Annotated in this window: 22 protein-coding genes; 13 read left to right on the forward strand and 9 right to left on the reverse strand. The window is 71.7% G+C overall.

The features are described 5' to 3' along the window. Positions 1-21: 21 nt before the first annotated feature. Positions 22-1,065, reverse strand: a complete 1,044-nt coding sequence (locus tag F1734_RS07480) for a M23 family metallopeptidase (protein WP_203011485.1) — start codon at positions 1,063-1,065, stop codon at positions 22-24. 226 nt (positions 1,066-1,291) lie between these two features. On the opposite strand from F1734_RS07480, the gene F1734_RS07485 reads away from it, so the two are divergent. The 3 genes from F1734_RS07485 to sucD all read left to right on the forward strand — a co-directional run bounded on the left by F1734_RS07485 (position 1,292) and on the right by sucD (position 5,232). Then, on the forward strand, positions 1,292-3,001 hold the full coding sequence (locus tag F1734_RS07485; protein ID WP_010593040.1) for a hypothetical protein: 1,710 nt from the start codon (positions 1,292-1,294) through the stop codon (positions 2,999-3,001). 143 nt (positions 3,002-3,144) lie between these two features. Further along, entirely contained in the window at positions 3,145-4,314 is a 1,170-nt protein-coding gene (gene sucC, locus F1734_RS07490) for an ADP-forming succinate--CoA ligase subunit beta (protein WP_010593039.1), read from the forward strand. A 15-nt stretch (positions 4,315-4,329) separates the two neighbouring features. Continuing rightward, on the forward strand, positions 4,330-5,232 hold the full coding sequence (sucD, locus tag F1734_RS07495) for a succinate--CoA ligase subunit alpha (RefSeq protein ID WP_010593038.1): 903 nt from the start codon (positions 4,330-4,332) through the stop codon (positions 5,230-5,232). Between the two features lie 81 nt (positions 5,233-5,313). Here the strand turns inward: sucD and F1734_RS07500 are convergent, their stop codons facing one another. Then, positions 5,314-5,937, reverse strand: coding sequence for an IMPACT family protein (locus F1734_RS07500; RefSeq protein ID WP_017679430.1), 624 nt, complete (start codon positions 5,935-5,937; stop codon positions 5,314-5,316). A 107-nt stretch (positions 5,938-6,044) separates the two neighbouring features. Here F1734_RS07500 and F1734_RS07505 point away from each other — a divergent pair, with 107 nt between their 5' ends. From F1734_RS07505 to purH, 4 genes are all read left to right on the forward strand, one after another. Continuing rightward, complete coding sequence (locus F1734_RS07505; RefSeq protein WP_203011486.1) at positions 6,045-7,280, forward strand: DUF5336 domain-containing protein; 1,236 nt, start codon at positions 6,045-6,047, stop codon at positions 7,278-7,280. 66 nt (positions 7,281-7,346) lie between these two features. Next, positions 7,347-9,044 carry a cell division protein PerM gene (locus tag F1734_RS07510; protein ID WP_203011487.1) on the forward strand — a complete coding sequence of 566 codons (1,698 nt, stop codon included), beginning with the start codon at positions 7,347-7,349 and terminating at the stop codon, positions 9,042-9,044. A gap of 87 nt (positions 9,045-9,131) precedes the next feature. Continuing rightward, positions 9,132-9,746: a phosphoribosylglycinamide formyltransferase gene (purN, locus tag F1734_RS07515; protein WP_010593034.1), complete on the forward strand. Its 615-nt coding sequence runs from the start codon at positions 9,132-9,134 to the stop codon at positions 9,744-9,746. Then, complete coding sequence (purH, locus tag F1734_RS07520) at positions 9,733-11,298, forward strand: bifunctional phosphoribosylaminoimidazolecarboxamide formyltransferase/IMP cyclohydrolase (RefSeq protein ID WP_064065668.1); 1,566 nt, start codon at positions 9,733-9,735, stop codon at positions 11,296-11,298. Before purN ends, purH begins: the two co-directional genes overlap by 14 nt. 27 nt (positions 11,299-11,325) lie before the next feature. On the opposite strand, the gene F1734_RS07525 is transcribed toward purH, so the two are convergent. The 3 genes from F1734_RS07525 to F1734_RS07535 form a co-directional block, all read right to left on the reverse strand. Further along, positions 11,326-11,562 (reverse strand): hypothetical protein, encoded by a 237-nt coding sequence (locus tag F1734_RS07525; protein ID WP_006945013.1) that lies wholly within the window; start codon positions 11,560-11,562, stop codon positions 11,326-11,328. 315 nt (positions 11,563-11,877) lie between these two features. Further along, the gene (locus F1734_RS07530) at positions 11,878-12,837 is read right to left on the reverse strand and encodes an alpha/beta hydrolase family protein (protein ID WP_048774052.1); all 960 of its coding nucleotides are present in this window, start codon (positions 12,835-12,837) and stop codon (positions 11,878-11,880) included. Positions 12,838-12,859: 22 nt separating this feature from the next. Continuing rightward, positions 12,860-13,432 carry a DUF4126 domain-containing protein gene (locus tag F1734_RS07535; RefSeq protein ID WP_010593031.1) on the reverse strand — a complete coding sequence of 191 codons (573 nt, stop codon included), beginning with the start codon at positions 13,430-13,432 and terminating at the stop codon, positions 12,860-12,862. A 143-nt stretch (positions 13,433-13,575) separates the two neighbouring features. On the opposite strand from F1734_RS07535, the gene F1734_RS07540 reads away from it, so the two are divergent. Next, positions 13,576-14,961, forward strand: a complete 1,386-nt coding sequence (locus F1734_RS07540; protein ID WP_010593030.1) for a sigma 54-interacting transcriptional regulator — start codon at positions 13,576-13,578, stop codon at positions 14,959-14,961. After that, on the forward strand, positions 14,961-16,898 hold the full coding sequence (locus F1734_RS07545; protein WP_203011488.1) for a vWA domain-containing protein: 1,938 nt from the start codon (positions 14,961-14,963) through the stop codon (positions 16,896-16,898). Before F1734_RS07540 ends, F1734_RS07545 begins: the two co-directional genes overlap by 1 nt. A gap of 57 nt (positions 16,899-16,955) precedes the next feature. Here the strand turns inward: F1734_RS07545 and F1734_RS07550 are convergent, their stop codons facing one another. From F1734_RS07550 to F1734_RS07560, 3 genes are read right to left on the reverse strand one after another with little or no spacing between them, the layout of a single operon-like run. Continuing rightward, complete coding sequence (locus F1734_RS07550; RefSeq protein WP_203011489.1) at positions 16,956-18,122, reverse strand: MFS transporter; 1,167 nt, start codon at positions 18,120-18,122, stop codon at positions 16,956-16,958. A gap of 3 nt (positions 18,123-18,125) precedes the next feature. Next, on the reverse strand, positions 18,126-18,518 hold the full coding sequence (locus F1734_RS07555) for a hypothetical protein (RefSeq protein WP_203011490.1): 393 nt from the start codon (positions 18,516-18,518) through the stop codon (positions 18,126-18,128). A gap of 23 nt (positions 18,519-18,541) precedes the next feature. Further along, positions 18,542-19,468 carry an AEC family transporter gene (locus tag F1734_RS07560; RefSeq protein ID WP_029539917.1) on the reverse strand — a complete coding sequence of 309 codons (927 nt, stop codon included), beginning with the start codon at positions 19,466-19,468 and terminating at the stop codon, positions 18,542-18,544. Between the two features lie 169 nt (positions 19,469-19,637). On the opposite strand from F1734_RS07560, the gene F1734_RS07565 reads away from it, so the two are divergent. Next, a complete protein-coding gene (locus tag F1734_RS07565; protein ID WP_017679440.1) occupies positions 19,638-19,796 on the forward strand; it encodes a hypothetical protein in 159 nt (52 codons plus the stop codon). A 24-nt stretch (positions 19,797-19,820) separates the two neighbouring features. Here the strand turns inward: F1734_RS07565 and F1734_RS07570 are convergent, their stop codons facing one another. Beyond that, positions 19,821-20,537, reverse strand: coding sequence for a GntR family transcriptional regulator (locus F1734_RS07570; protein WP_010593025.1), 717 nt, complete (start codon positions 20,535-20,537; stop codon positions 19,821-19,823). Positions 20,538-20,633: 96 nt separating this feature from the next. Between F1734_RS07570 and F1734_RS07575 the strand changes: the two genes are divergently transcribed. From F1734_RS07575 to F1734_RS07585, 3 genes are read left to right on the forward strand one after another with little or no spacing between them, the layout of a single operon-like run. Next, complete coding sequence (locus F1734_RS07575) at positions 20,634-21,764, forward strand: TIGR03364 family FAD-dependent oxidoreductase (RefSeq protein WP_048771998.1); 1,131 nt, start codon at positions 20,634-20,636, stop codon at positions 21,762-21,764. Between the two features lie 32 nt (positions 21,765-21,796). Continuing rightward, positions 21,797-22,474, forward strand: a complete 678-nt coding sequence (locus F1734_RS07580; protein WP_010593023.1) for a phosphonatase-like hydrolase — start codon at positions 21,797-21,799, stop codon at positions 22,472-22,474. 30 nt (positions 22,475-22,504) lie between these two features. Continuing rightward, entirely contained in the window at positions 22,505-23,473 is a 969-nt protein-coding gene (locus F1734_RS07585) for a phosphate/phosphite/phosphonate ABC transporter substrate-binding protein (protein ID WP_203011491.1), read from the forward strand. Position 23,474 lies beyond the last annotated feature (1 nt).

A 23,474-nucleotide genomic window follows, 5' to 3' on the forward strand; every position in this document is an offset into this window, starting at 1 on the left:
TATCGCGAATGCGGTCGGCGGTCAGTCGTTCCGGATGCCGAGGGAGATGCCGCGAGTCGCGAGCCAGGGCAGCGGATCGATCTTGTCGATGCCGTTGAGGTGGACCTCGAAGTGCAGGTGCGGGCCGGTGGACTGGCCACGGTTGCCCATGGTGGCGATCTGGTCACCCGCCATGACCTGCTGACCGACGGTCACGAAGGACTGGTCGATGTGACCGTAGACGGTGACGGTGCCGTCGGCGTGGCGCAGACGCACCCACATGCCGAACCCGGACGCCGGACCGGAGTCGATGACGGTGCCGTCGGCGACCGCGAGGATCGGGGTTCCGATGGGACCGGCGATGTCCACACCGGCGTGCAGGGTTCCCCAGCGGGCGCCGTAGCTGGAGGTGAAGACGCCCGCGGCCGGCAGGACGAACAGGGGGCGACGGGCGGCGGCCTCGCGGGCGGCGCGCTCCTCGCTGAAGCGCTGGCCCTTGGCGAGCAGATTGGAGAACTGGGACAGGTCGTTCGGGTCCGCGATGTTGAGGACCTGAGGGGCCTGGGAGGGAGTCGCGCTCTCGGACTCGGTCTCCGCGGCGAACTGGGCGGCCTGCGGCACCGCGGTGGCGGTGATGACGTTCGAGCCGGTGGTGTCGGCGGCGAGGGCGACCTCGGAATGCTCGGAGTTCTGAGCGGGGCCGCTGGTGGCGGCCTGACCCGCGGCGACGACGGCGCCGGCGGCGACCGCGAGGACCGCGGCACGGCCCTTGAGGGCGGCGGGCGGAGTGGGAACGCGGTGGGCGCCGCCGCGACGAGGCGGGGCGGCCGGATCACCGTCGGACACTGCGAGGGCGGTGAGCGGGCGGGCCGGCTCGTCGCCGTAGAATTCGTACTGCTCGGTGGTGCTGGTGTTACGGAAATTCACAATGCTCGAGACGTCCGGATCGTCCGCAGGGCCCTCGTCGAAGTAGTGCTCGTGCGGCTGCCAGTGGCCCGGGTAGAGGCGGTCGGTCGCCCCTGCGAAGTCGATATCGTCGAACTCGCTGTCGGGACGGCTGTCGGCGCGGGGAGTGCAAGTGTGCATCGACTGCCGTCCTCCGTTCGTGACCTGACCGTTACTCGGACCGAAGCGACGGTAACGAAACGATCGCAAGCGTGGCAACCTAAACGGGCAGGAAATCGGACCTTGTGACCGGCATCACAGTTTGAGCTGGGCAAATCTGGAAACATTTCCCTGGTTACGGGGCGATACCGAAGACTTACGGTGTGTCACGCCGGGATGTACCGGAAGGCCGTCGTAGCGTCGGATCGTGCCGAGCCGCCCGCCCGTACTTCTCGCTGCGCTCGTCCTGGCCGCGCTCGGAGCCACCGCGGTGGCGGTCGCGCCGCTCCTGCCCGTGGTCCGTGCCGACACGGGACCGGTCGGCGCCGCCTCGGGCGCCGCGTCCCTCGTCGCTGCCGTCGTCGCGCTCGCGGTTCCCGCCGGTGCGGTGAGTCTTGCCCGCCGGCGCGGCCCCCTCCCCGCCGTCCGGGCCGCCGCGCTTCTCGCTGGAGCGGGGTTCGTCGCACTCGGCGCGGCCCTGCTCGACGTCGCGCTGTTCACCGACGCCCTCGACGCGGACCGCCTCGAGCTGTTCCGGCCCGTCACCGCCGCGGGACTCGCGGCAGGTCCCGGCGCGGGCGTCGTCCTCGCCGGTCATCTCGCCTCGGTCCTCGCCGGGGCCCTCGGAGCCGTCGCGGTCCGGCAACTGGAAGCCGAGCCCGACGCCCACCTCCCCGGCGAGGACCGGCCCGCGGTTGCCCGCACCGGGGCTCCGGCGGCGGCCGGTGTGGCGGGAGCTGCACTTGCCGCGGCCGGTGCGCTGCTCGCCCCGCCCTTCGTGTCGAACGACCCGGTCCTGCTCGGTTCCGGCGTCCTCGACGCCACGCCGGCTGCGGCGATCGGCGCCCTGGTGGCGGCGGTCGCGGTGCTGCTGGCGGCGACGTGGGCGCTGGTGACCTCGTCGTCGGCCGCCGCAGCCGGGGCGTTGGCCGGTGCGGGGCTCGGTGCGCTGGGCATCCTGGGGCCCCGGCTGGCGGCGGGACTGAGCGGTGCGCGGCTGACGCCGTCGTCCGCGGCCGCCGTCGGCGTGCTCGCTGCCGTCCTGCTCGTCGCGGCCGCGGCCGCGCTGCCCCGGCTCGTCGCACGGTCCGATCACGCCGCCGGGCCGGTGCCCAGGGTGCTGCCGTCCGCTCCCGCGGCGCGGCATCGGCAGGCGGGTGTCGCGGGGCTCGTCACCGGCGCCGTCGCGACAGTGGGTTCGCTGCTGCCGGCGCTGTCGGTGCCCGCCGGTGCGGCGCCCGAACTGCCTGCCGCCCGCATGCTGTTCGCCGCGGGTCTGCTCGTGCTGGCACTGAGCGTGTGGCTGCTGCTCTCCGAGTTCGCTGCTCCGCTGCGACCCGCCGTCGTGGTGCCGGCCGCCGGGGTGGTCACCGCCGCCGGGGCGGTGCTGCAGTCCTGGGTGCTCGCCGCGGGCCTGCCCGGTGTCGGCGCCGGGCCGGGCACCTGGCTGGCCGGGGCCGCCATCCTGGGGGCGGCGGTGACGGGCGTGTTCGTCGTCCTCGCGGGAGGTGCGGAACGCGACGGCATCGACACCTCCGTCGAACGGATCGCCGGGCCCGTCGCGCGCACGGTGGGCGCGGCGGCGGCGCTCACTGCCGGTGCCGGGGTGCTGCTGCCGTTGCAGCCCGGCGCCGGCTCGGTGCTGAGCTACCCCTGGGGGTACGACGTGTGGGGGCGGGCGGTGCTCGCCGTCGCGGTGGTCGCCGCGGTGCTGGTCGCAGCGCGTGCGCGGCCGGCCCGCGGCAGTGTGCTGTTGCTCGGTGCGGCGGCCTCGGTGGCCCTGTACGCGGCCTCGTGGGTGCTCGTACGGACCCCGGAGCAGGAGCCGGTGAACGGAGTCCTCACGCTGCCTGCAATCCTGGGGGTGGTGCTCCTCCTGGCTGCGGCGTGGCTCACAATCCGGGAGGAAAATCCGTGAGGTACCCCTCGGGGCCCCACTCCGGTGACATGCGACACATACCAGGAGTGCGGGCGTTTGGTGGGACTTCCGACTAGTTACAGTCCGAACGGACCCGCTCATACCCCTCGAGCGGGCGTCAACGCAGACGAGACGGTGAGCAGATGGATCTCTTCGAATACCAGGCGAAGGAACTCTTCGCCAAGCATGGTGTGCCGACGTCGCTGGGTCGTGTGACCGACACGGCCGACGATGCCAAGGCTATCGCCGAGGAAATCGGTAAGCCTGTGATGGTCAAGGCCCAGGTCAAGACCGGTGGTCGTGGCAAGGCCGGCGGCGTGAAGTACGCCGCCACCCCCGAGGATGCGAAGACCCACGCCGAGAACATCCTCGGCCTCGACATCAAGGGTCACATCGTCAAGAAGCTGCTGGTCGCCGAGGCCAGCGACATCGCGGAGGAGTACTACATCTCCTTCCTGCTCGACCGTGCCAACCGCACCTACCTGGCCATGTGCTCGGTCGAGGGCGGCATGGAGATCGAAGAGGTCGCGGCAACCAAGCCCGAGCGTCTCGCCAAGGTGTCCGTGGACGCCGTCAAGGGTGTCGACCTCGCGTTCGCGCGCAGCATCGCCGAGCAGGGCCACCTGCCCGCCGAGGTGCTCGACGCCGCGGCCGTGACCATCCAGAAGCTGTGGGAGGTCTTCGTCGCCGAGGACGCCACCCTGGTCGAGGTCAACCCCCTCGTGCGTACCCCCGACGATCAGATCCTCGCCCTGGACGGCAAGGTCACCATCGACGAGAACGCGGGCTTCCGTCACCCCGAGCACGCCGAGCTCGAGGACAAGGACTCCACCGATCCGCTCGAGGCCAAGGCCAAGGAGCACGACCTGAACTACGTCAAGCTCGACGGTCAGGTCGGCATCATCGGCAACGGCGCGGGTCTGGTCATGTCGACCCTCGACGTCGTCGCGTACGCCGGTGAGAAGCACGGCGGCGTCAAGCCCGCCAACTTCCTCGACATCGGCGGTGGCGCCTCGGCCGAGGTCATGGCCGCCGGCCTGGACGTGATCCTGAACGACTCCCAGGTCCAGAGCGTGTTCGTCAACGTGTTCGGTGGCATCACCGCGTGCGACGCCGTCGCCAACGGCATCGTCAAGGCGCTCGAGATCCTCGGCGACGAGGCCAACAAGCCGCTGGTCGTCCGTCTGGACGGCAACAATGTCGAGGCCGGCCGCAAGATCCTGGCCGACGCCAACCACCCGCTGGTCACGCTGGTCGGAACCATGGACGAGGCCGCTGACAAGGCCGCCGAGCTGGCGTACGCCGCGAAGTAAGGACACACGGAGAACATGTCTATCTTCCTCAACAAGGACTCGAAGGTCATCGTCCAGGGCATCACCGGCGGCGAGGGCACCAAGCACACCGCCCTGATGCTCAAGGCCGGGACCCAGGTCGTCGGCGGCGTCAACGCCCGTAAGGCCGGCACCACGGTGTCCCACACCGCGGCCGACGGTTCCGCCGTCGAGCTGCCCGTCTTCGGCACCGTCGCCGAGGCGATGAAGGAGACCGGCGCGGACGTCTCGATCGCGTTCGTTCCCCCCAAGTTCGCCAAGGACGCCATCATCGAGGCCATCGACGCGGAGATCCCGCTGCTCGTGGTCATCACCGAGGGCATCCCGGTGCAGGACACCGCGTACGCGTGGGCCTACAACGTCGAGAAGGGCAGCAAGACCCGGATCATCGGCCCCAACTGCCCCGGCATCATCACCCCCGGCGAGTCGCTGGTCGGCATCACCCCGGCCAACATCTCCGGCAAGGGCCCGGTCGGCCTGGTGTCGAAGTCCGGCACGCTGACCTACCAGATGATGTTCGAGCTGCGTGACTTCGGCTTCTCGACCGCCATCGGCATCGGCGGCGACCCGGTCATCGGCACCACCCACATCGACGCCATCGAGGCGTTCGAGAAGGATCCCGAGACCAAGCTCATCGTCATGATCGGCGAGATCGGCGGCGACGCCGAGGAGCGCGCGGCCGACTACATCAAGGCGAACGTGACCAAGCCGGTCGTCGGCTACGTCGCCGGGTTCACCGCTCCCGAGGGCAAGACCATGGGCCACGCCGGCGCCATCGTCTCCGGCTCCTCGGGCACCGCGCAGGCCAAGAAGGACGCCCTCGAGGCGGCCGGCGTGAAGGTCGGCAAGACGCCGTCCGAGACCGCCGCTCTCGCGCGCGAGATCCTGCAGTCGCTCTAGAACAGAGCGGAGCGGCTTCGCCGCCGGTGTGTCCTTTGGGCGGTCCAGGCAGCCCAAAGGACACACCGGCGGCTCCGCTGCCTACCCGTCGACCCATTCGGTGCCGACGGGCACGAGTTCCCCCGCACCGGCCGTCACCGACGCCACCACGCTCTGCAGGTCGGTCGCATCCCGCGCCGCGACGGTGAAGACGACACGCTCCGTGTAGGACACGTCGAGCACGCTCACTCCGCGGCCCCGTAGTTCCGACTCCACGCGTCCGGCATCACCGTGCCCCACCGCCAGCGTGAACACCTCCCGCCGCTCCCGCGGCACCAGCGTCGCCGCGTCGACCGCAACCGCCACCGCACCCGAATACGCTCGGACCAGTCCGCCCGCGCCGAGCTTGATGCCCCCGAACCATCGGGTGACCACCACCGCGACGTTCACCAGGTCGCGGTGGTGCAGCACCTGCAGCATCGGCACCCCGGCCGTGCCACCCGGCTCCCCGTCGTCGCTCGACCGCTCCGCCCGGTGCGCCGGCTCGTCGCCCACCACGAAGGCCCAGCAATGATGCCGCGCATCGGGATACAGCCGCCGCTGTTCTTCGACGAAGGCGAGCGCGGCGGTGTCCGAGTCGACGCGGCGCAGCACGGCGAGGAAGCGGGAGTGCTTGATCTCCGTCTCGGCGACGACGTCCGGTCCGGGCTCGAGGGTGCTGGGCATGGGCACATTCTCGCCGGTGGGGATTCGCCGGATTCGCGGGACTCCTGCCGCCCACGGTGATCGTGCCTAGGCTGGTCGCAGAGCAGCCGACGACATCAGGAGGAGCGATGACCTACCCAGCAGGCTCGGGAACGGGCCGGTCCGACAACCCGGCAGGCCCCTCGGGGTCGTCGACCGGGGCAGGACCCGGGTCCGCCGCCCGCGGCGTCTCCGACAAGGTGGTGCCGCTGCTCCTGCCGATCGCCGTCGCGGTGCTGGCGGTGCTGAACTTCCTGCTCGGCCTGGCGCCGTACGTGCGCATCTCCTTCGGCACCCAGGTCGCGCTGTCGTCGTTCGACTTCGGGTTCGCGGTCGTCCCGCTGGCCTTCCTGCTCTTCGGCGGCGCGGCCGCTGCGCTGTCGCTGCTGCCGGGTCAGGACCTGCGCTCCGTCGCGGTGGCGGCCTCCGCGGTCGGCTTCGTGGTGTCGCTGTTCCAGCTCTTCCACCTCCCGGACGACACCGGCATCTCCTGGGGTGGGGTGTCGATCCTCGTCCTCGGTTTCCTGCAGACCGCGCTCGCGCTCATGGCGCTGCTCTTCGGGATCGGGATTTTGGTGCCCGGCCAGCGTCGTTCGCCCGCGCAGTCGTTCGGCGGCCAGGGTTACGGCGGGCAGGGTTACGGAGCGCAGGGTGCCGGAGCGCAGGGCTACGGTGCGCAGGGCTACGGTGCGCAGGGTGCCGGTGGGGGGCAGGGTTACGCTCCCGGCGCGACGGCGAGCGGATACGGAACGCCGGGCTCCGGGTACCCTTCCGGATCCTCGGCCTACCCCTCCGGGACCTCGGCCTACCCGTCCGGGACCTCGGCGCAGTACCCCGGCTACCAGCAGGCGCAGTACCCCTCGGGTCAGTACCCGTCCGGTCAGTACCCGTCGGGCCAGTACCCGTCGGGCCAGTACCCGTCCGGCCAGTACCCCTCCGGCCAGTACGCCGGGGGCCAGTACCCCGGCACCCAGTACTCGGGGGCGCAGCCGCGCGAGCACTACCCCAGCCCGGACGCCGGCGCCCAGACCGAACACCTGAGCCAGCCGCTGCGCGTCGACCGGCAGCATTCCGAGGGCCAGCACCCCGGACAGCAGGCCTACACCCCGACGGGCGCGCAGGCGCCGTACGGTGCGGGGACTCCGGGTCCCGCCGGTCGGACGGGCGAGTCTGCCGGCGGCGACGTCGACGAGCCGACGGTGCTCGCCCCCCGGGACGCAGACTCCGAGCGGGAGGCCACCGGCCGTTCCTCGGAGGGGGACACCGAGCGGACGTCGGATCCGGCGCCGACGCAGGCGTTCCGTCCCGGCGACGAACCGCGGTGAGGGCTCCCGCACATGCTGCGGCGCGCCTGACCGTCCCGATCGTCGCCGGGTGACACTCTCGACACGATGACCTCGACGCTAGGCCGGTCCGACCGGCACACGACCCCGGAAGGCACCCCGGTCGAACCGGAGCAGTTGCGGATCCTGCTCGGCACGGCGGCCAAGGTGCCGGCGGTGACCCTCGCGTTGATCGCCACGCTGGTGGTGACCACGATGGTGGCCGCGAGCAGCGACCTGACCGGCATCTACGCGGCCATCGCGGGCAGCTGGCTGGCCCTGCACCAGGTGACATTGACGATCGACGGGGTACCGCTGGGGGTGCTGCCGTTGCTGCCGACAGCGGTGCTGGTGTGGCTGACCGCTCGGGCCGCACGGTCGGCCACCGATGGTGTCGTCGCCCTCGGTGGCCGTCCGCTCGATCGCCGGAACGCCTCGCGCATCGCGGCGGCCACCCTCGCCGGTCCGACGGTGATCACGGTGGCGGCACTGATCGTGATCCAGGATGCGGCAAGTGTCCTGCCTGTCGTCACCCCCAATCCCGCGTCCGCGCTGGCGTGGGTGACCGCGCTGTACCTGGTCGGGGCCGGGCTCGGCATCGGTTCCCGGACGTGGCGGCCGCTGGCGTCCCGCTACGGGGTGCCGAACTGGCTGGTCGCCGCCGTGCGTCCCGCGGCCCGGACGGTGCTGGGGATGTTCGCCGCGGGCGGGGTGGTGACCGTGCTCGCGCTGCTGTGGTCGTGGACCGTGGTCGGTGACCTGATCGGCCGCGGCGGGGGAGCGGTCGGCGCCCTCGGGCTGACGGTGTTGTCGGTGCTGTACCTGCCCAACGTGCTGATCGGGGCCGCCGCCGTGGTGACCGGCAGCACGGTGCAGTTCGGCGACGTGCGCGTGAGCCTGTTCGAGGCGACCGGCGGGGACCTGCCTGCCCTGCCGGTGCTTGCCGTGATCCCACCGGGACCGGCCGCGCCGTTCTGGCCCGTGCTGCTCGCCGTCCCCGCGACGGTGGGCGCGCTGCTCGGGCGGTACGTCGCCCGGTGCCACCTCGAGGCACGCGCCCGAGGGGAACGCGTGTCGTCCACCGACGCCGCCCTCACGGTGGTTGCTGCGGCGGCGCTCGCCGGTGCGACGACCGCGCTGGCCACGTGGGCTGCCGGTGGCCCGCTGGGGGTCTTCGGTGTGGTCGGCGGAAACTGGTGGCTGGCCGGGGTGCTGGTGTTCGCGTGGACGGGACTGCTCGGCCTCGTCACCTCGCAGCTGCTGCTGTGGCGCGAGCACCGCCTGGCTGCGGTGGAAGCCGCCCGGCAGTCGGCCGCCGAGGAGAAGCTCACCGATGACGAGGTCGCCGGAGAGCAGCTCGCCGACGAGGAGCCCGGCGACGAGGCGGCCGAGGGCCCCGGCGACGAGCCGGACGAGAACCCCGACGACGACGTCCGGGAGCTCGAGGCGGCACCGGCCGCCGACGTGCTCGATGCCGAGATCGTCGAGGACGACCCCTCGGCCGCCGCCGATACGCCCGTCGCCGCGGACCCGGACACCGCGGACCCGGACACCGAGGACGCGGACACCGAGGACCCGGGCACCGAGGACCCGGACACCGAGGACCCGGACACCGAGGACCCCGTCGCCGAACGTACGGACGTCGACGCGACGATCGAGGACGCGGCCGACGAGCCGGCCCGGCCCGTCGAGAGGGACCGGGATGCCGGCGCGCCACCGGAGCCCAACGGCGACCTGCCGGAGGGTGCCACACCCCCCAAGGGCTAGGCTCTACCCGGCCGAGCCTCCGGCCGCCCCCTCTCGAGTTCCAGGAGTAGAGCGCTGACTGCCTCGCGTGACCAGCTGCCGCCCACTGTGCCGGCACGGGTCGTCGTCCTCGCTTCGGGCACCGGCAGCCTGCTGCGGTCGCTGATCGACGCGACGCACACGGACGGATATCCCGCCCGGATCGTCGCCGTCGGAGTGGACCGCGAGTGTGCCGCCGAGGGGCATGCGGAGGCCGCCGGTATTCCCCATGTCCGTGTCGCTCTGCGCGAGCACCCGGACCGGGCCGCGTGGGACCGCGCCTTGACCGACGCCGTCGCTGCGCACGAGCCGGACCTGGTGGTCTCGGCCGGTTTCATGAAGATCCTGGGGCCGGTCTTCCTGGACCGGTTCGGGGGCCGCATCGTCAACACCCATCCGGCGCTGCTGCCCGCGTTCCCCGGCGCACACGCCGTGCCGGACGCCCTCGCCTACGGGGTGAAGGTCACCGGCTCGACCGTGCACCTGGTCGACGCGGGTGTCGACACCGGTCCCATCCTGGCGCAGGAACCCGTGCCGGTCCTCGACGACGACGACGAGGCCACCCTGCACGAACGCATCAAGGTTGTGGAGCGACGACTGCTGGCCGACGTGGTCGCCGCCGTCGCCACCCGTGGAGTTGTATCCGATGGACGAAAGGCCGTGATCCCCAGTGACCGAACGTAAGGCTGTGCGACGCGCACTCGTCAGCGTCTACGACAAGACCGGTTTGGTCGAACTGGCGACGGGCCTGCACGAGGCGGGTGTCGCGCTGGTCTCCACCGGGTCCACGGCGGCCACCATCGCCGGCGCCGGAATCCCCGTCACCAAGGTGGAGGACCTCACCGGATTCCCCGAATGTCTCGAGGGCCGGGTCAAGACGCTGCACCCGCGGGTGCACGCCGGCATCCTCGCCGACACGCGCAAGCAGGATCATCTCGATCAGCTCGCCGAACTCGGTGTCGAGGCGTTCGAACTGGTCGTGGTGAACCTGTACCCGTTCACGCAGACCGTCGCCTCCGGCGCCACCGCCGACGAGTGCGTCGAGCAGATCGACATCGGCGGCCCGTCCATGGTGCGTGCCGCCGCGAAGAACCACCCGTCGGTCGCGGTGGTCGTCGACCCGGCCCGCTACGACGACGTGCTCGACGCCGTCAAGGGCGGCGGTTTCACCCTGTCGCAGCGCAAAGCCCTTGCCGCCCAGGCATTCCAGCACACCGCCGCCTACGACGTGGCGGTGGCGAGCTGGATGAACGCCGGCTACGCCGCCGGGGAGGCCGACACCGCCGAGCAGTTCCCGGCGTGGGCCGGTGCGACGTGGGAGCGCGCGGCCGTGCTGCGCTACGGCGAGAACCCGCACCAGGCGGCGGCGCTGTACGTGAACGAGGCGGGCGAGCCGGGTCTGGCGCGGGCCGAGCAGTTCCACGGCAAGGAGATGTCGTACAACAACTATCAGGACGCCGACGCGGCCTGGCGCGCCGCGCACGACCACGACCGGCCGTGCGTCGCGATCATCAAGCACGCCAACCCGTGTGGGATCGCGGTCGCGGAGTCCGTCGCCGAGGCGCACCGCAAGGCACACGAGTGCGATCCGGTGAGTGCGTTCGGCGGCGTGATCGCCGTCAACCGTGAAGTGAGCGTGGCGATGGCCGAGCAGGTCGCCGAGATCTTCACCGAGGTGATCATCGCCCCCGGCTACGCGGACGGCGCGGTCGAGGTGCTCAGCCGCAAGAAGAACATCCGCATTCTGCGGGCCGACTCGCCGCAGGCGGCGCAGATCGAACTGCGGCAGATCTCAGGCGGAATGCTGCTGCAGGAGCGCGACACCCTCACCGCGCCGGGCGATTCGGCCGCGAACTGGGAGCTGGCCTGCGGCGAGGCCGCCGACGCCGAGACCCTCGCGGATCTCGAGTTCGCGTGGCGTGCCTGCCGGGCCGTGAAGTCCAACGCGATCCTGCTCGCCGCGGGCGGCGCCACCGTCGGTGTCGGCATGGGGCAGGTCAATCGTGTGGACTCCGCCCGGCTCGCGGTCTCCCGCGCCGGGGACCGGGTCGTCGGATCCGTCGCCGCATCCGACGCGTTCTTCCCGTTCGCGGACGGCCTGCAGGTGCTCACCGAGGCCGGTGTCCGGGCCGTCGTGCAGCCGGGCGGTTCGGTGCGCGACAACGAGGTCATCGAGGCCGCTCGCGAGGCCGGCGTGACCCTGTACCTCACCGGCGCACGCCACTTCGCGCACTGAGCGACGCCGGCCGCCCGCACGCGCCGGTCAGGCCGCGTGCGGGTGCCCGGTCGCCGGGCGGGTCACCGTCCGCGGCGCGGCGTCGCGGGCGTCGGAGATGACCAGCCGGGCGGCACCGCGGTCGAGCAGTTCGCGGATGAGGTCCGCAGCGGCCGCAGCCTGTTCGGTGCCGACGTGGCTCAGGTCGATCGTGATCGCGTGACCGGTGAGATCGTCGGGCAGGTCCTTGGGGACGGCGCCGGTGGCGCCGAGTCGCAGTTTCATCGTGTTCTCCTCTTACTGGACAAGATCGGTATGCGGGGAAAAGAAAGGGCACCCGAGGCGATGTGCCCGGGTGCCCGAGAAGGAATCGATCGAGTCGTCGACTCATTCCCGGGGTCGCCACTTGGCGAAGTGGAAGTACGCGTAGGTGTGTCGGCACCAGCTGGGTACGGCAACGCGCATCGACTTCGCCGCGATGACCTTGTCGTCTCGCATCGGACCGTACCTTTCTCGTGTGTTCCTACGGGTTAACCGGACACCATACCCGAGTAAAGCGAATCTGACATCTCTTGTGTTCCGCCCGTCTCGGGCGAGGGGTCAGAGCTTGGCGAGCCACGCCTCGAAACCGCGGGTGAACTCGTCGGAGAAGGGCAGATCGGCGATGTAGTCGGCACCGGTGGACTGCTGGTCGCCGATGTCCTTGAGCACGTGGTTGGACCGGTACAGGCGCAGGGACGTCAGGTTCGTGTGCACGAGCGCCGAGTCGAGGGCGTCGACGTCCTCGACCCGCACCTGGATGTCCTTCGCCGAGACGCTGGTCAGCACCGGCAGCCCGCCCTCGAGCTGAGCCGCGAGCATCCGCGGATCGAGCGCGTCCTCCTCGGCGAGGGCCTTGGCGTTGGCCGAGACCAGACCGGCGTTGCGCAGCGGCTCGGGCAGGGTGTCGCTGAGGGTGCCGTCGGCGCGCAGCGATTCCACGGCGCCGGCGAGGGCCAGGCGCAGTTCGTCGGCGACCTGGATCGGGAGCTGACCGGCGTCGACGACCGCGTCGAGCTGGGCGTCGATCTGGGCGGTGAGCAGGTCCAGCAACCGCACGGCCAAGGGCTCGAGCAGCGCGATGCCTGCGACCGGGGCACCGGCGTCGGCGAGGGTGAGGGCGATGAGGGCGCCCTCGCTGTGCCCGACCACGTAGAGCCGCTCGGCGTCGATGCCCGGCTGCGCGGCGAGGAACCGGAGGCCGTCCGTGGCGGCGTCGATGAACGTGGAGAACCCGAGGTCGGCGACGTCGGCGACGTCGTACGGGCCGAGGCCGGTCACACCGCTGCCGAGCTTGTCGTAGCGCAGGCTCGCGAAGCCGTTGCGCTCGAGCACGTCGGCGAGGTGGCGCAGCGTGCCGATCGGGCCGGGCAGCAGCGCACTGTCGCCGTTGCGATCGGTGGGACCGCTGCCGGCGAGCAGCAGCACGGCGGGGACGTTTCCGTCGCTCGCGGCGGGCACGCGCAGGCTGCCGTGCAGGGTCACGTCGCCGCTGGAGAAGGAGATGTCGGTGTCCGCCATGCGTCGTGTCTATCAGAACCGGTCAGACCGTCCGCAGGCGGCTCAGCCGTCGATACCCGCGGTGGACGGCCCACACGAAGCCCGCGAGCAGGGGCACGACGAGCAGCGGGACGACGAGCGCGATCAGCGACGTGACGAACGACAGCAGGTCGTCGAGCAGCGACAGCGCCGGGTTGCCGAGTCCCGCGGTGGTGACCGTGCTCGCCGCGCGGGTGCCGGTCTGCACAGTGCTCACCGCCATCGCGGTCGGGGCGCCGACGACGATGCCGGCGAGAGCGGCCATCGCCGGGTCGAGATCGGCGAACGCCGCCCAGGCGGCCAGCGCGCCCGCGACGGGCCGCACGACGGTCGCGACGGCCGAGAGGACGTTGTCGACGAAGGGGACGAGGTCGGCGCCGACCTCGACGACGGTGGCGATCGCCAGGGCGACGAGCGCGCCCGTCGACCCGACCCACTGCATCGACTCGTTGAGCGCGATTCCGAACAGGCCGAAGTGCACTGCGGTGCCGAGCATCAGCAGCGGGAGAAAGGTGCGCAGGCCGGTGGCGGCGGCCAGCCCGATGCCCAGCAGTGCCGCGAGGAGCCAGGTGTCCATGGCGGGAGTCTAGGGATCGGTGCCGACAGCGCGCTCCGGCACGGCCCGATCCGGGAAGAGCTGCCGGTACGGCGCCGGTTCCGGGTGGGGCACCGCCGCGGCTGCAGGTGCCGAAATCACCGAACGCTCGTACCTTGGGAGGGGTGACGTCACCCACACTCAGGCCGTCCACCGTCGGAGAGCTGCGTGCCTCGGGACACGAGCACCGCTCCGTCAAGGACGAGATCCGGCAGAACCTGCTCGCCGCCCTGCGCGACGGCCTCGACCCGTGGCCGGGCATCGTCGGATTCGACGACACCGTCGTTCCGCAACTCGAACGTGCGCTGCTCGCGGGCCACGACGTGGTGCTGCTCGGTGAACGCGGGCAGGGCAAGACCCGGTTGCTGCGCACCCTGCCGCTGCTGCTCGACGAGTGGACACCGGTTATCGCCGGTTCCGAACTCGGCGAGCACCCCTACGACCCGATCACCCCCGCCTCGATCCGCCGCGCCGCCGAACTCGGCGACGACCTGCCCGTCGCCTGGCGGCACCGCAGCGAACGCTACGCCGAGAAACTCGCCACCCCCGACACCTCCGTCGCCGACCTGGTCGGCGACGTCGACCCCGTCAAGGTCGCCGAGGGCCGCAGCCTCGGCGACCCCGAGACCATCCACTTCGGTCTCGTGCCGCGCGCCCACCGCGGCATCGTCGCCGTCAACGAGCTGCCAGACCTCGCCGAGCGCATCCAGGTCTCGCTGCTCAACGTCATGGAGGAACGCGACATCCAGGTGCGCGGGTACACGCTGCGGCTCCCGCTCGACGTCCTGCTCGTCGCCAGCGCCAATCCGGAGGACTACACCAACCGCGGCCGGATCATCACCCCGCTCAAGGACCGGTTCGGCGCCGAGATCCGCACCCACTACCCGACGCAGCTCGACGACGAGATCGCCGTCATCGAGCAGGAGGCGCAGCTGCAGGCCCGGGTCCCGGACTTCCTGCTCGAGATCCTCGCCCGCTTCACCCGCCTGCTGCGTGAATCCACCTCGGTGGACCAGCGTTCCGGTGTGTCGGCGCGCTTCGCCGTCGCCGGCGCCGAGACCGTCGCCGCCGCGGCGATGCGTCGCGGCGCCGTGCTCGGCGAGGCCGACCCCGTCGCGCGTCCCGTCGACCTCGGCACCGTCGTGGAGGTGCTGCGGGGCAAGGTCGAGTTCGAATCCGGCGAGGAGGGAAGGGAATTCGAGGTCCTCGATCACCTCCTGAGGCGGGCCACCGCGGACGCCGCCCGCACCCGGCTCGCCGGGGTGAACCTCGGCCCGCTCGTCACCGCCGTCGAGCAGGGACAGCCGGTGGTGACCGGGGAACGGATCACCGCCAAGGCGCTGCTGGACGAACTGCCCGACCTGCCCGTCCTCGACGTCGTCGCCGAGCGGCTCGGCGCGGAGGACATCGGAACGCGGGCTGCCGCCGCCGAACTCGCGCTCGAGGGCCTCTACCTCGCGCGGCGGATCGCCAAGCACGCCGACGACGACGGCGCCGCGGTGTACTCCTGATGAGCCGGGGCGCGCGGTACGGGCCCTACGACGGCGGCGACCCCCTCGCCCCGCCGGTGGATCTGCGTGAGGCCCTCGCCGCGATCGGCGAGGACGTGCTGGCCGGCAGTTCGCCGCGACGTGCGCTGCGGGAACTGCTGCGCCGCGGTCACGGCTCGATGCGCGGGCTGGACCGCCTTGCGGCGCAGGCGAATCGGCGTCGGCGGGAGCTGCTGGACCGGACGAACCTCGACGGCACGCTGCGCGAGGTGCGTGAGCTGCTCGACCGGGCCGTCCTCGAGGAACGCAAGGCCCTCGCACGCGCACTCGACGACGACGCCCGGTTCGCGGAGATGCGGATCGAGGAACTGCCCGCCTCCACCGCGCAGGCCGTGCAGGAGCTCGCCGACTACGACTGGCGCAGCCCGCAGGCCCGGGAGGACTACGAGAAGATCCGTGACCTGCTGGGCCGCGAGGTGCTCGACCAGCGGTTCGCCGGGATGAAGCAGGCCCTCGAAGGTGCCACCGACGAGGACCGTGAGCGCGTGAACCGCATGCTCGAGGATCTGAACGATCTGCTGGACAAGCATTCCCGCGGGGAGGACACCCAGGAGGACTTCGAGCGGTTCATGGCCGAACACGGCGACTTCTTCCCGGAGAATCCCGGCAACGTGGAGGAACTGCTCGACTCGCTGGCCCAGCGCGCGGCGGCGGCGCAGCGCCTGCGCAACTCGCTCAGCCAGGAACAGCGCGACGAGCTCGACGCCCTCGCTCAGCAGGCGTTCGGTTCGCCGAGCCTGATGTCGCAGCTCGACCGTCTCGACTCGCACCTGCGTGCCGCCCGCCCGGGGGAGGACTGGACCGGGTCGGAGCGGTTCCGAGGGGACCGGGGAATGGGCCTGGGCGAAGCGACGGGGGCGCTGCAGGACGTCGCCGAACTCGACGCACTCGCCGAGCAGCTCTCCCAGCAGTACGCCGGCGCCTCCCTCGACGACATCGACCTCGACGCGCTGGCCCGCCAGCTCGGCGACGACGCCGCGGCCGATGCGCGCACGCTCGCCCAGCTCGAGAAGGAACTGCAGCGGCAGGGGTTCTTCGACCGGGGCGCCGACGGGCAGTGGCGCCTGTCGCCCAAGGCGATGCGCGAACTCGGCCGGACCGCGCTGCGCGACGTCATGGACCAGCTGTCCACCCGGGGCGGGCAGCGCGAGACCCGCCGGGCGGGGGCCACCGGTGAGCCCACCGGGGCGTCGCGCCCGTGGGAGTTCGGCGACACCGAGCCGTGGGACGTGGTGCGCACCCTCACCAACGCGACCCTGCGCGCCCCCGCGCGGATCCCGGTGCGGATGGATGTCACCGACGTCGAGGTCGTCGAGACCGAGCAGCGCACCCAGGCGGCGGTGGCGCTGCTGGTGGACACGTCGTTCTCGATGGTGATGGACGGCCGGTGGGTGCCGATGAAGCGCACGGCCCTGGCCCTCAACCACCTGGTCTCGACCCGGTTCCGCGGCGACGCGCTGCAGCTGATCGCGTTCGGCCGGCACGCCCGCGTCGTCACCGCCTCCGAACTCGCCGGGCTGGACGGGGTGTACGAGCAGGGCACGAACCTGCACCACGCGCTGATGCTGGCCGGCCGGCACCTGCGCCGGCATTCCAATGCCCAGCCGGTGGTGCTGGTGGTCACCGACGGTGAGCCCACCGCGCATCTCGAGGCGGACGGCTACGCGGCGTTCGACTATCCGCCCAGCGCCCGCACGCTCGGCATGACGGTCCGTGAGCTCGACCATCTCGCCCGCGTCGGGGCGCACGTGACGATCTTCCGGCTCGGCGACGATCCCGGGCTGGCGCGGATCGTCGACCGGATGGCCCGCCGGGTCGGTGGCCGGGTCGTCGCGCCGGACGTCGACGGCCTCGGGGCCGCCGTCGTAGGCGACTACGTGCGGCTGCGCCGCCGCTGACCCACCCCGTGCGCGATTCTGGTAGCGGGAACTACCGGAAACGCGCACGGGTGGCGTCTACCTGCGCAGCGCCCGCCACGTGCTCACCGCGGCGGTCGAGAGCAGTCCCGCGGTTACCAGGAACACCGAGGCGGTGCCGGCGACCCCGGCGATCGCGCCGGCTGCCAACGGCACCGACACTTGGCCGAGACGGTTGCCGGTGAGGCGTACCGCCAGCGCCGACGCCCGGTCCGCCGGTGCCACCAGTTCGACCACCCACGTCATGGTCAGCGGCTGCCCGAAACCCCAGAAGGCGCCGCAGAGCGCCAGGAGCGCGCCCAGCGCCCACGGGTTGGGCAGAAACGGTAGGGCCGCGACGGGCAGCGCAGTGCACGCCGTCGCCGACAGCAGCAGACGTCGCCGCGGGATCGTCCGCAGCGCCCACGGCAGCACCGCGCGCGAGACGATCGACGCGACGGTGCGGGCGGTGAGCAGAGCCGACACGAGCAGCACCCCGAATCCGAACTCCTCACCGAGCAGCGGCAGGTACGCGACGACGATGTCCACGGACGCCAGCACCACGAGGCTCGAGAACATCGCGGGCTTCATCCCGCGCGTGCGCAGCATCGACAGCACCGACTGCGGGGGCGCGTCGTCCGGGGTGCGTCCGGAACCGGGTGGTTCGCGCAGGCCGACGACGAACGGCAGGGCCATCGCGGCCAGAACCGTCATCACGAGCAGCGCCGGCGTGGTCTCGACGGTCTCGCCGTTGCTCGCCGCAGCGATCACGCCGGCGAGCGGCACCCCGATCGCCTGACCGACCGACACCCCGAGGGTGATGCCCGCGAAGCCGCGATCGAGCTCGCCCGGCGGCGACAGGATCGACACGAACGCCTGCCCCGACACCGTCACCAGGAGCTGACCGAGACCCAGGACGGCGTTGCCGAGACCGAGCACCAGCAGGTCCGGGCTGAGGGCGATGATCAGCGCACCGGCCACCGACACGACCACCCCGGCCCGGAGGATTCCGGCCGCGTGCCGGCGGTCGACGGCCCGGCCGAGTGGCACCGCGAGCACCAGCGGAACGAGGGCGAACAGGGCCGTCACCACGCCGATCACGGCCGCGTCGCCGCCGAGGGCGAGAACGCGGTAGGAGACGAGGACGCGCACCGACTGGAACGTCGCGTGCAGCAGCGCCGTCGCCGTGCACAGGAGCAGCAGCCAGTGCCGGGGGGTGCGGGCCATCGATCAGCCGGCCGTCACGATCCGGTCGGCGAGCGGCGCCCGCAGCGTCAGTTCGAGCACACCGGTGACGGCGATCATGATGCACGCCCGGTCCACCGCCTCGGGCAGCGTGCCGCCGCGCAGCGCCACCGTCACGGAGGTGCCGGACTCGGTGACGGTGGCTTCGACCCCGAAACACTCGGGTGTGCCGGTCTCGAAGTGGACGGCGATGCGGTCGCCGCCGACGCGGGTCCACGACTGTATCGGGATCGGGTGCGGGTCGACGAGATCGTCGCGGGCCGTGAAGACCGTTGCCCCCTCCGGCGTCGGCGCCTCGGGCAGGGCGGGGACGCCGGCGCCGCCCGGACCGCACGCGACGGCCAGGACGCAGCACACGGCGAGCACCGGCAATCGCATGGCTCTCAACCTAGCCGCGCCCGTCATGCGAGGAGCGCGGCGACGACGCCGATCGCGGGGATCGAGGCGAGGGTGGTGACCAGCGCGGCGTCGCGGGCGAGCACCATGCCGCGGCCGTAGCGGCTCGCGTAGACGAACACGTTCTGTGCGGTCGGCAGCGTCGCCACCACGACGATCGCGAAGAGTTCGTGCCCGTCCAGGCCCATCAGGTGCCGGGCCATGACGTAGGCGAGGACGGGCTGCACCACGATCTTGAGCACCGATGCGAGCGCGACGTCGCGGCGCGGGCTGGTGCCCTTCTCGAGCACCCGCACCCCCTGGAGCGACAGGCCGAATGCGAGCAGGGCACCCGGTACGGAGGCGCCACCGAGGAGGTGGAACGGCTGCATCAGCGCGGCAGGCGGCGTCCAGCCGGCGACGGCGACGGCGAGTCCGGCCGCGCCCGCCAGCACGATCGGGTTCTTGAACGGGGCGGTGATCGTCTCCCGTCGTGACGCGCCGGGGCGCATCGTCGACAGGTCCAGCATCGTCAAGGCGATGGGGGAGAACAGCACGATCTGGAACAGCAGCAGCGGCGCGACGAACGAGGCGTCGCCGAGGACGAACACAGCGATCGGAATGCCGAGATTGGCGGAGTTGACGTACGAGGCGGCAAGCGCGCCGATCGTCAGCTCCGGCAGGGGCCGGCGCAGCCACAGCTTCGCGACGACGAGGTAGAGCGCGGCGACGGCGAACGCGGTGGCTGCGGCGACGTACAGGGTGGGGGAGAAGATCACCGACAGGTCGGAGGTGGCCAGCGAGTCGAACAGCAGCGCGGGGGTGGCGACGAAGAACACCATCCGGCTGAGCACGAACTGGGCCTCGGGTCCGAGCGTGCCCGTCCGGCCGAGTACGAATCCGATCGCGATGATCACGAAGATGACGCTGAATCCCGCGATCACGCCCGACACCGACACAACCCTTCGAAAGCACACGATATGCAGGCGCTGCACGCCAGACCGAGAACCTTACCGGCGGTAACGGCACGGGGCACATCCCGCCCTTGTCGCCCCGTCCGGTGAGACGCCGCGAACGGACGCCGACCGGGCACCGGGGCCGGGAATCTGCGATGCTGAAAAAATGCCGACCGACCCGATTGTTCATCCCCCGGCCAACGTCATCGCGCTGGCCCAGCATCCGCGGTATCAGCACGCGGACTGGACGCTCTCGGAGCGGCTCGTACGGCGGCAGGAACTGGTCCTGCAGCATCTCGGCGTCTGGGGCGACGACGGTTCGTGAGGTCTGCCGGGCCCCGGGAACGGCTCAGGGCGTCACCGTGGCGACGAACGTCATCCGGTCCCCACGGTAGAGCGAGCGCCGCTGCTCGATCGGTGCCTCGTGCCGATCGTAGGAAACGCGGTTGAGCAGGAGCATGGGCGTGCGGATGTCGGCGTCGAGGAGCGCCGCCTCGCGTGCGTCGGGCAGGGTGGTCTCGATGTACTCGACCGCGCGCGCGAAGGTGATGCCGCGTGCGCGGATCGCCGCGTACAGCGACGACGTGGCGTCGAAGCTGTCGGCGAGTCCCGGAAAGCGGGCGGCGGGCAGGCGGGTCCGTTCCAGTCCGACGCGGACGCCGTCGGTGAGCAGGACGCGTTCGAGTTCGAGGACGGGATCGCCGACGGCGATCGCGAGGACCGCGGCGAGGTCGGGGTCGGCGGCGAGGTCGGTCCAGCCGACGAGGATGCGTCCCGCGCTCCGGCCCTCCGCGAGGGCCGCCTCGGTGTAGGAACCGATGATCAGCGGTTGCAGGATCTTGGGCTTCGCGACGACGGTGCCCCGGCCGCGGCGTTCGATGCGGCCGTCGACGAGGAGCTCGCGCAGCGCCTGGCGGACGGTTTCCCGGGCCACGTCGAACCGGCTGGCGAGTTCACGCTCGGAGGGCACCGGGTCGCCGACGGAGAGCTCGTCGAGCAGGGCGGTGACCTGATGCCGCACGATCTGGTGCTTGGGGACCCGGGTCTCGCGAGCGGTTTCTGGCACGGTCGAATCGTACCGGATTCTGGTCTATACCAATTGTTCACCGGGCGTTCGCCTGCCGTCCCATTATTGGTCTAGACCATCACTCAGGCTCGGGTCATGCGAGTCCTGATCATCGGCGGCGGCATCCTGGGCACCGCCCACGCCGACGCCGCCGTCCGCCGCGGACACGACGTCGTCCACCTCGAACGCGAGCCGGAAGCCCGGGGCGCCACCGTCCGCAACTTCGGCCTCGTGTGGGTCTCCGGGCGCACCGAGGACGAACTGGCCGCCACCCTGCGCTCCCGCGAGCTGTGGGCCGACCTCGGCGCCCGCGTCCCCGGCATCGGTTTCCGGGCGAACGGTTCGATCACCCTTCTCCGCAGCGACGCGGAGGTGGTCGTCGCCCGGGCGGCCGCCGACCGCGCCGACGCCCGCGACCGGGGTTTCACCCTGCTCGAGGCCGAAGCGATCCGCCGGCTCAATCCCGCCCTCCGGGGCAAGTTCGCCGCCGGCCTGCACTGCAGCACCGACGCCGCCGTCGAATCCCGCGTCGCCCTGCCCGCGATCCGGTGGCACCTCGCCACCTCCGGGCGGTACCGTTTCCGGCCGGAGACCGAGGCCCGCAGCGTGACCCGCACCGCCCACGGCACGGTGCAGGTGCGCGACGACCACGGCACCGTCCACGAGACCGACCTCGTGCTCGTGTGCCCCGGGGCGACCCTGTCCGGTCTCGCCCGTGAACTCGGCGGCGACCTGCCCCTGCGCCGCGTGCGCCTGCAGATGATGCAGACCGCACCGCTGGGCGAGAAGCTCACCACGTCCGTCGCCGACGGCGACAGCCTGCGCTACTACCCGGGATTCGCCGGGGCCGCGCTGGACGAGCTGAAGGCGCGCGAACCGCAGGCGCTCACCGCCGAGCAGCACCGCATGCAGTTGCTGTGCGTGCAGCGACTCGACGGCGGGCTGACCCTCGGCGACACGCACGAGTACGACGAACCGTTCGCGTTCGACGTCGACGAGGCCCCGTACGAGCACCTCGTCACCGTCACCGAGGAGCTGCTCGGACGCCGGCTCCCGCCCGTGGTGCGCCGGTGGGCCGGGGTCTACAGCCAGTGCCTCGATCCCACCGAACTCGTCCACCGTGCCCGCGTCGACGACGACGTCTGGATCATCGCCGGACCGGGCGGCCGCGGCATGACCCTCGGCCCCTACCTCGGTGAGTGCACCGCCGACCTCCTGAGTCTCTGAACATCCTCTCTCGCAACCATTCCGGAGTACCGATGACTGTCATCCGACTGGCCGTGCTCGACATGGCCGGCACCACCGTCGCCGACGGTGGCCTCGTCCTGCGCGCCTTCGACGCGGCCGCCACCAGCGTCGGACTGCCCACCGACGGACCCGAACGCGACGCCGCCCGGCGCTACGTACTCGACACGATGGGCCGGTCCAAGATCGTCGTCTTCCGGTCCCTGTTCGGCTCCGAGGAGCGCGCCCGCGCCGCCAACGCCGCCTTCGAACGTGCCTACGACGACTTCGTCGACGCCGGCGAGGTCGAGCCGATCCCCGGAGCCGCGGACGCGATCACCCGGCTGCGCGACGCCGGGCTCGTCGTGGCGCTCACCACCGGCTTCAGCCGCGCCACCCAGGACCGGCTGCTTTCGGCGCTCGGCTGGCAGGACCTCGCCGACCTCACCCTCGCACCGTCCGACGCCGGTCGCGGCCGGCCGTACCCCGACCTGGTGCTCACCGCGCTGCTGCGCGCCGAGATCGACGACGTGCGCGAGGTCGCCGTGGTCGGCGACACCGTGGGCGACATTCTCTCCGGGCGCCGCGCCGGCGCCTCCGTCGTCGTCGGCACCCGCACCGGCGCCCACGACGAACAGACGCTGCGCGACGCCGGGGCCACCCACATCGTCGGTTCCGTCGCCGACCTGCCCGATCTGCTCCTGCAGTCCTGACCGACACCTCCGACCCCGAGGACTCCCGACATGCACCCGTACTTCTCCCGCCGCACGGTCGCCGCGGCCTCGCTCGCGACCGGCCTCGCTCTCACCCTCACCGCCTGCGGCGGCTCCGATCCCGACGCCGTCAATGCTCAGGGCTTCCCCGAGAAGCTCACCCTGGCCGCGATTCCCGCGGAGAACTCGGCGGATCTGCAGGCCAGTTACGATCCGCTCCTCGCGCTCCTCGAGCGCGAGACCGGCGCCGAGGTCGAGTTCGTGCAGGCCTCCGACTACGCCGGCGTGGTCGAGGGCATCATCGCCGACAACGTCGACCTCGCCTTCTTCGGTCCGTTCGCCTACGTCGTGGCCGGCGTCAACGGCGCCGCCGTCAGCCCGCTCGGCGCCGTCGTCCAGGAACCCGGCGGAGAGCCGGGTTACCGGTCCTACGGCCTCACCCGCTCCGACAACACCGAGATCGACGGCATCGACGACTTCGCCGGCAAGGACGTGTGCTTCGTGGATCCGGGCTCCACGTCCGGATTCCTGTACCCCTCCGCGGGACTCATCGAGGCCGGCGTCGTCGAATCCGGCACCGAGCAGGCCGTCGCCGCCGGTGTGAACCCGGTCTACGCGGGCGGCCACGACGCGTCGGCCCTCGCGATCGCCGCCGGCGACTGCGATGCGGGCTTCGCCTTCGACACCATGGTCGACGAGACCATGATCGCCAGCGGTGACCTGGAGGAAGGCGAACTGAAGAAGGTCTGGGAGTCCGAGACGATCGCCGGCTCGCTGTTCGTGGCGAGCAACTCGCTCGGTGCCGACGTCGTCGACCGGCTCCGCGCGATCTTCGTCGACAAGGCCAACGCCGATCACATGCGCGCCGCAGGACTGTGCGAGGGCGAGTGCCGTATCACCGACGAACGGGCATGGGGCGTCGTCTCCGCGACCGACGCCGACTACGAGGGCGTGCGCGAGGTGTGCGCCCTGACCGAATCCGACAAGTGCAAGGACTGAA

This window comes from Rhodococcus ruber, from assembly GCF_016804345.1.
Lineage (GTDB): Bacteria > Actinomycetota > Actinomycetes > Mycobacteriales > Mycobacteriaceae > Rhodococcus > Rhodococcus ruber.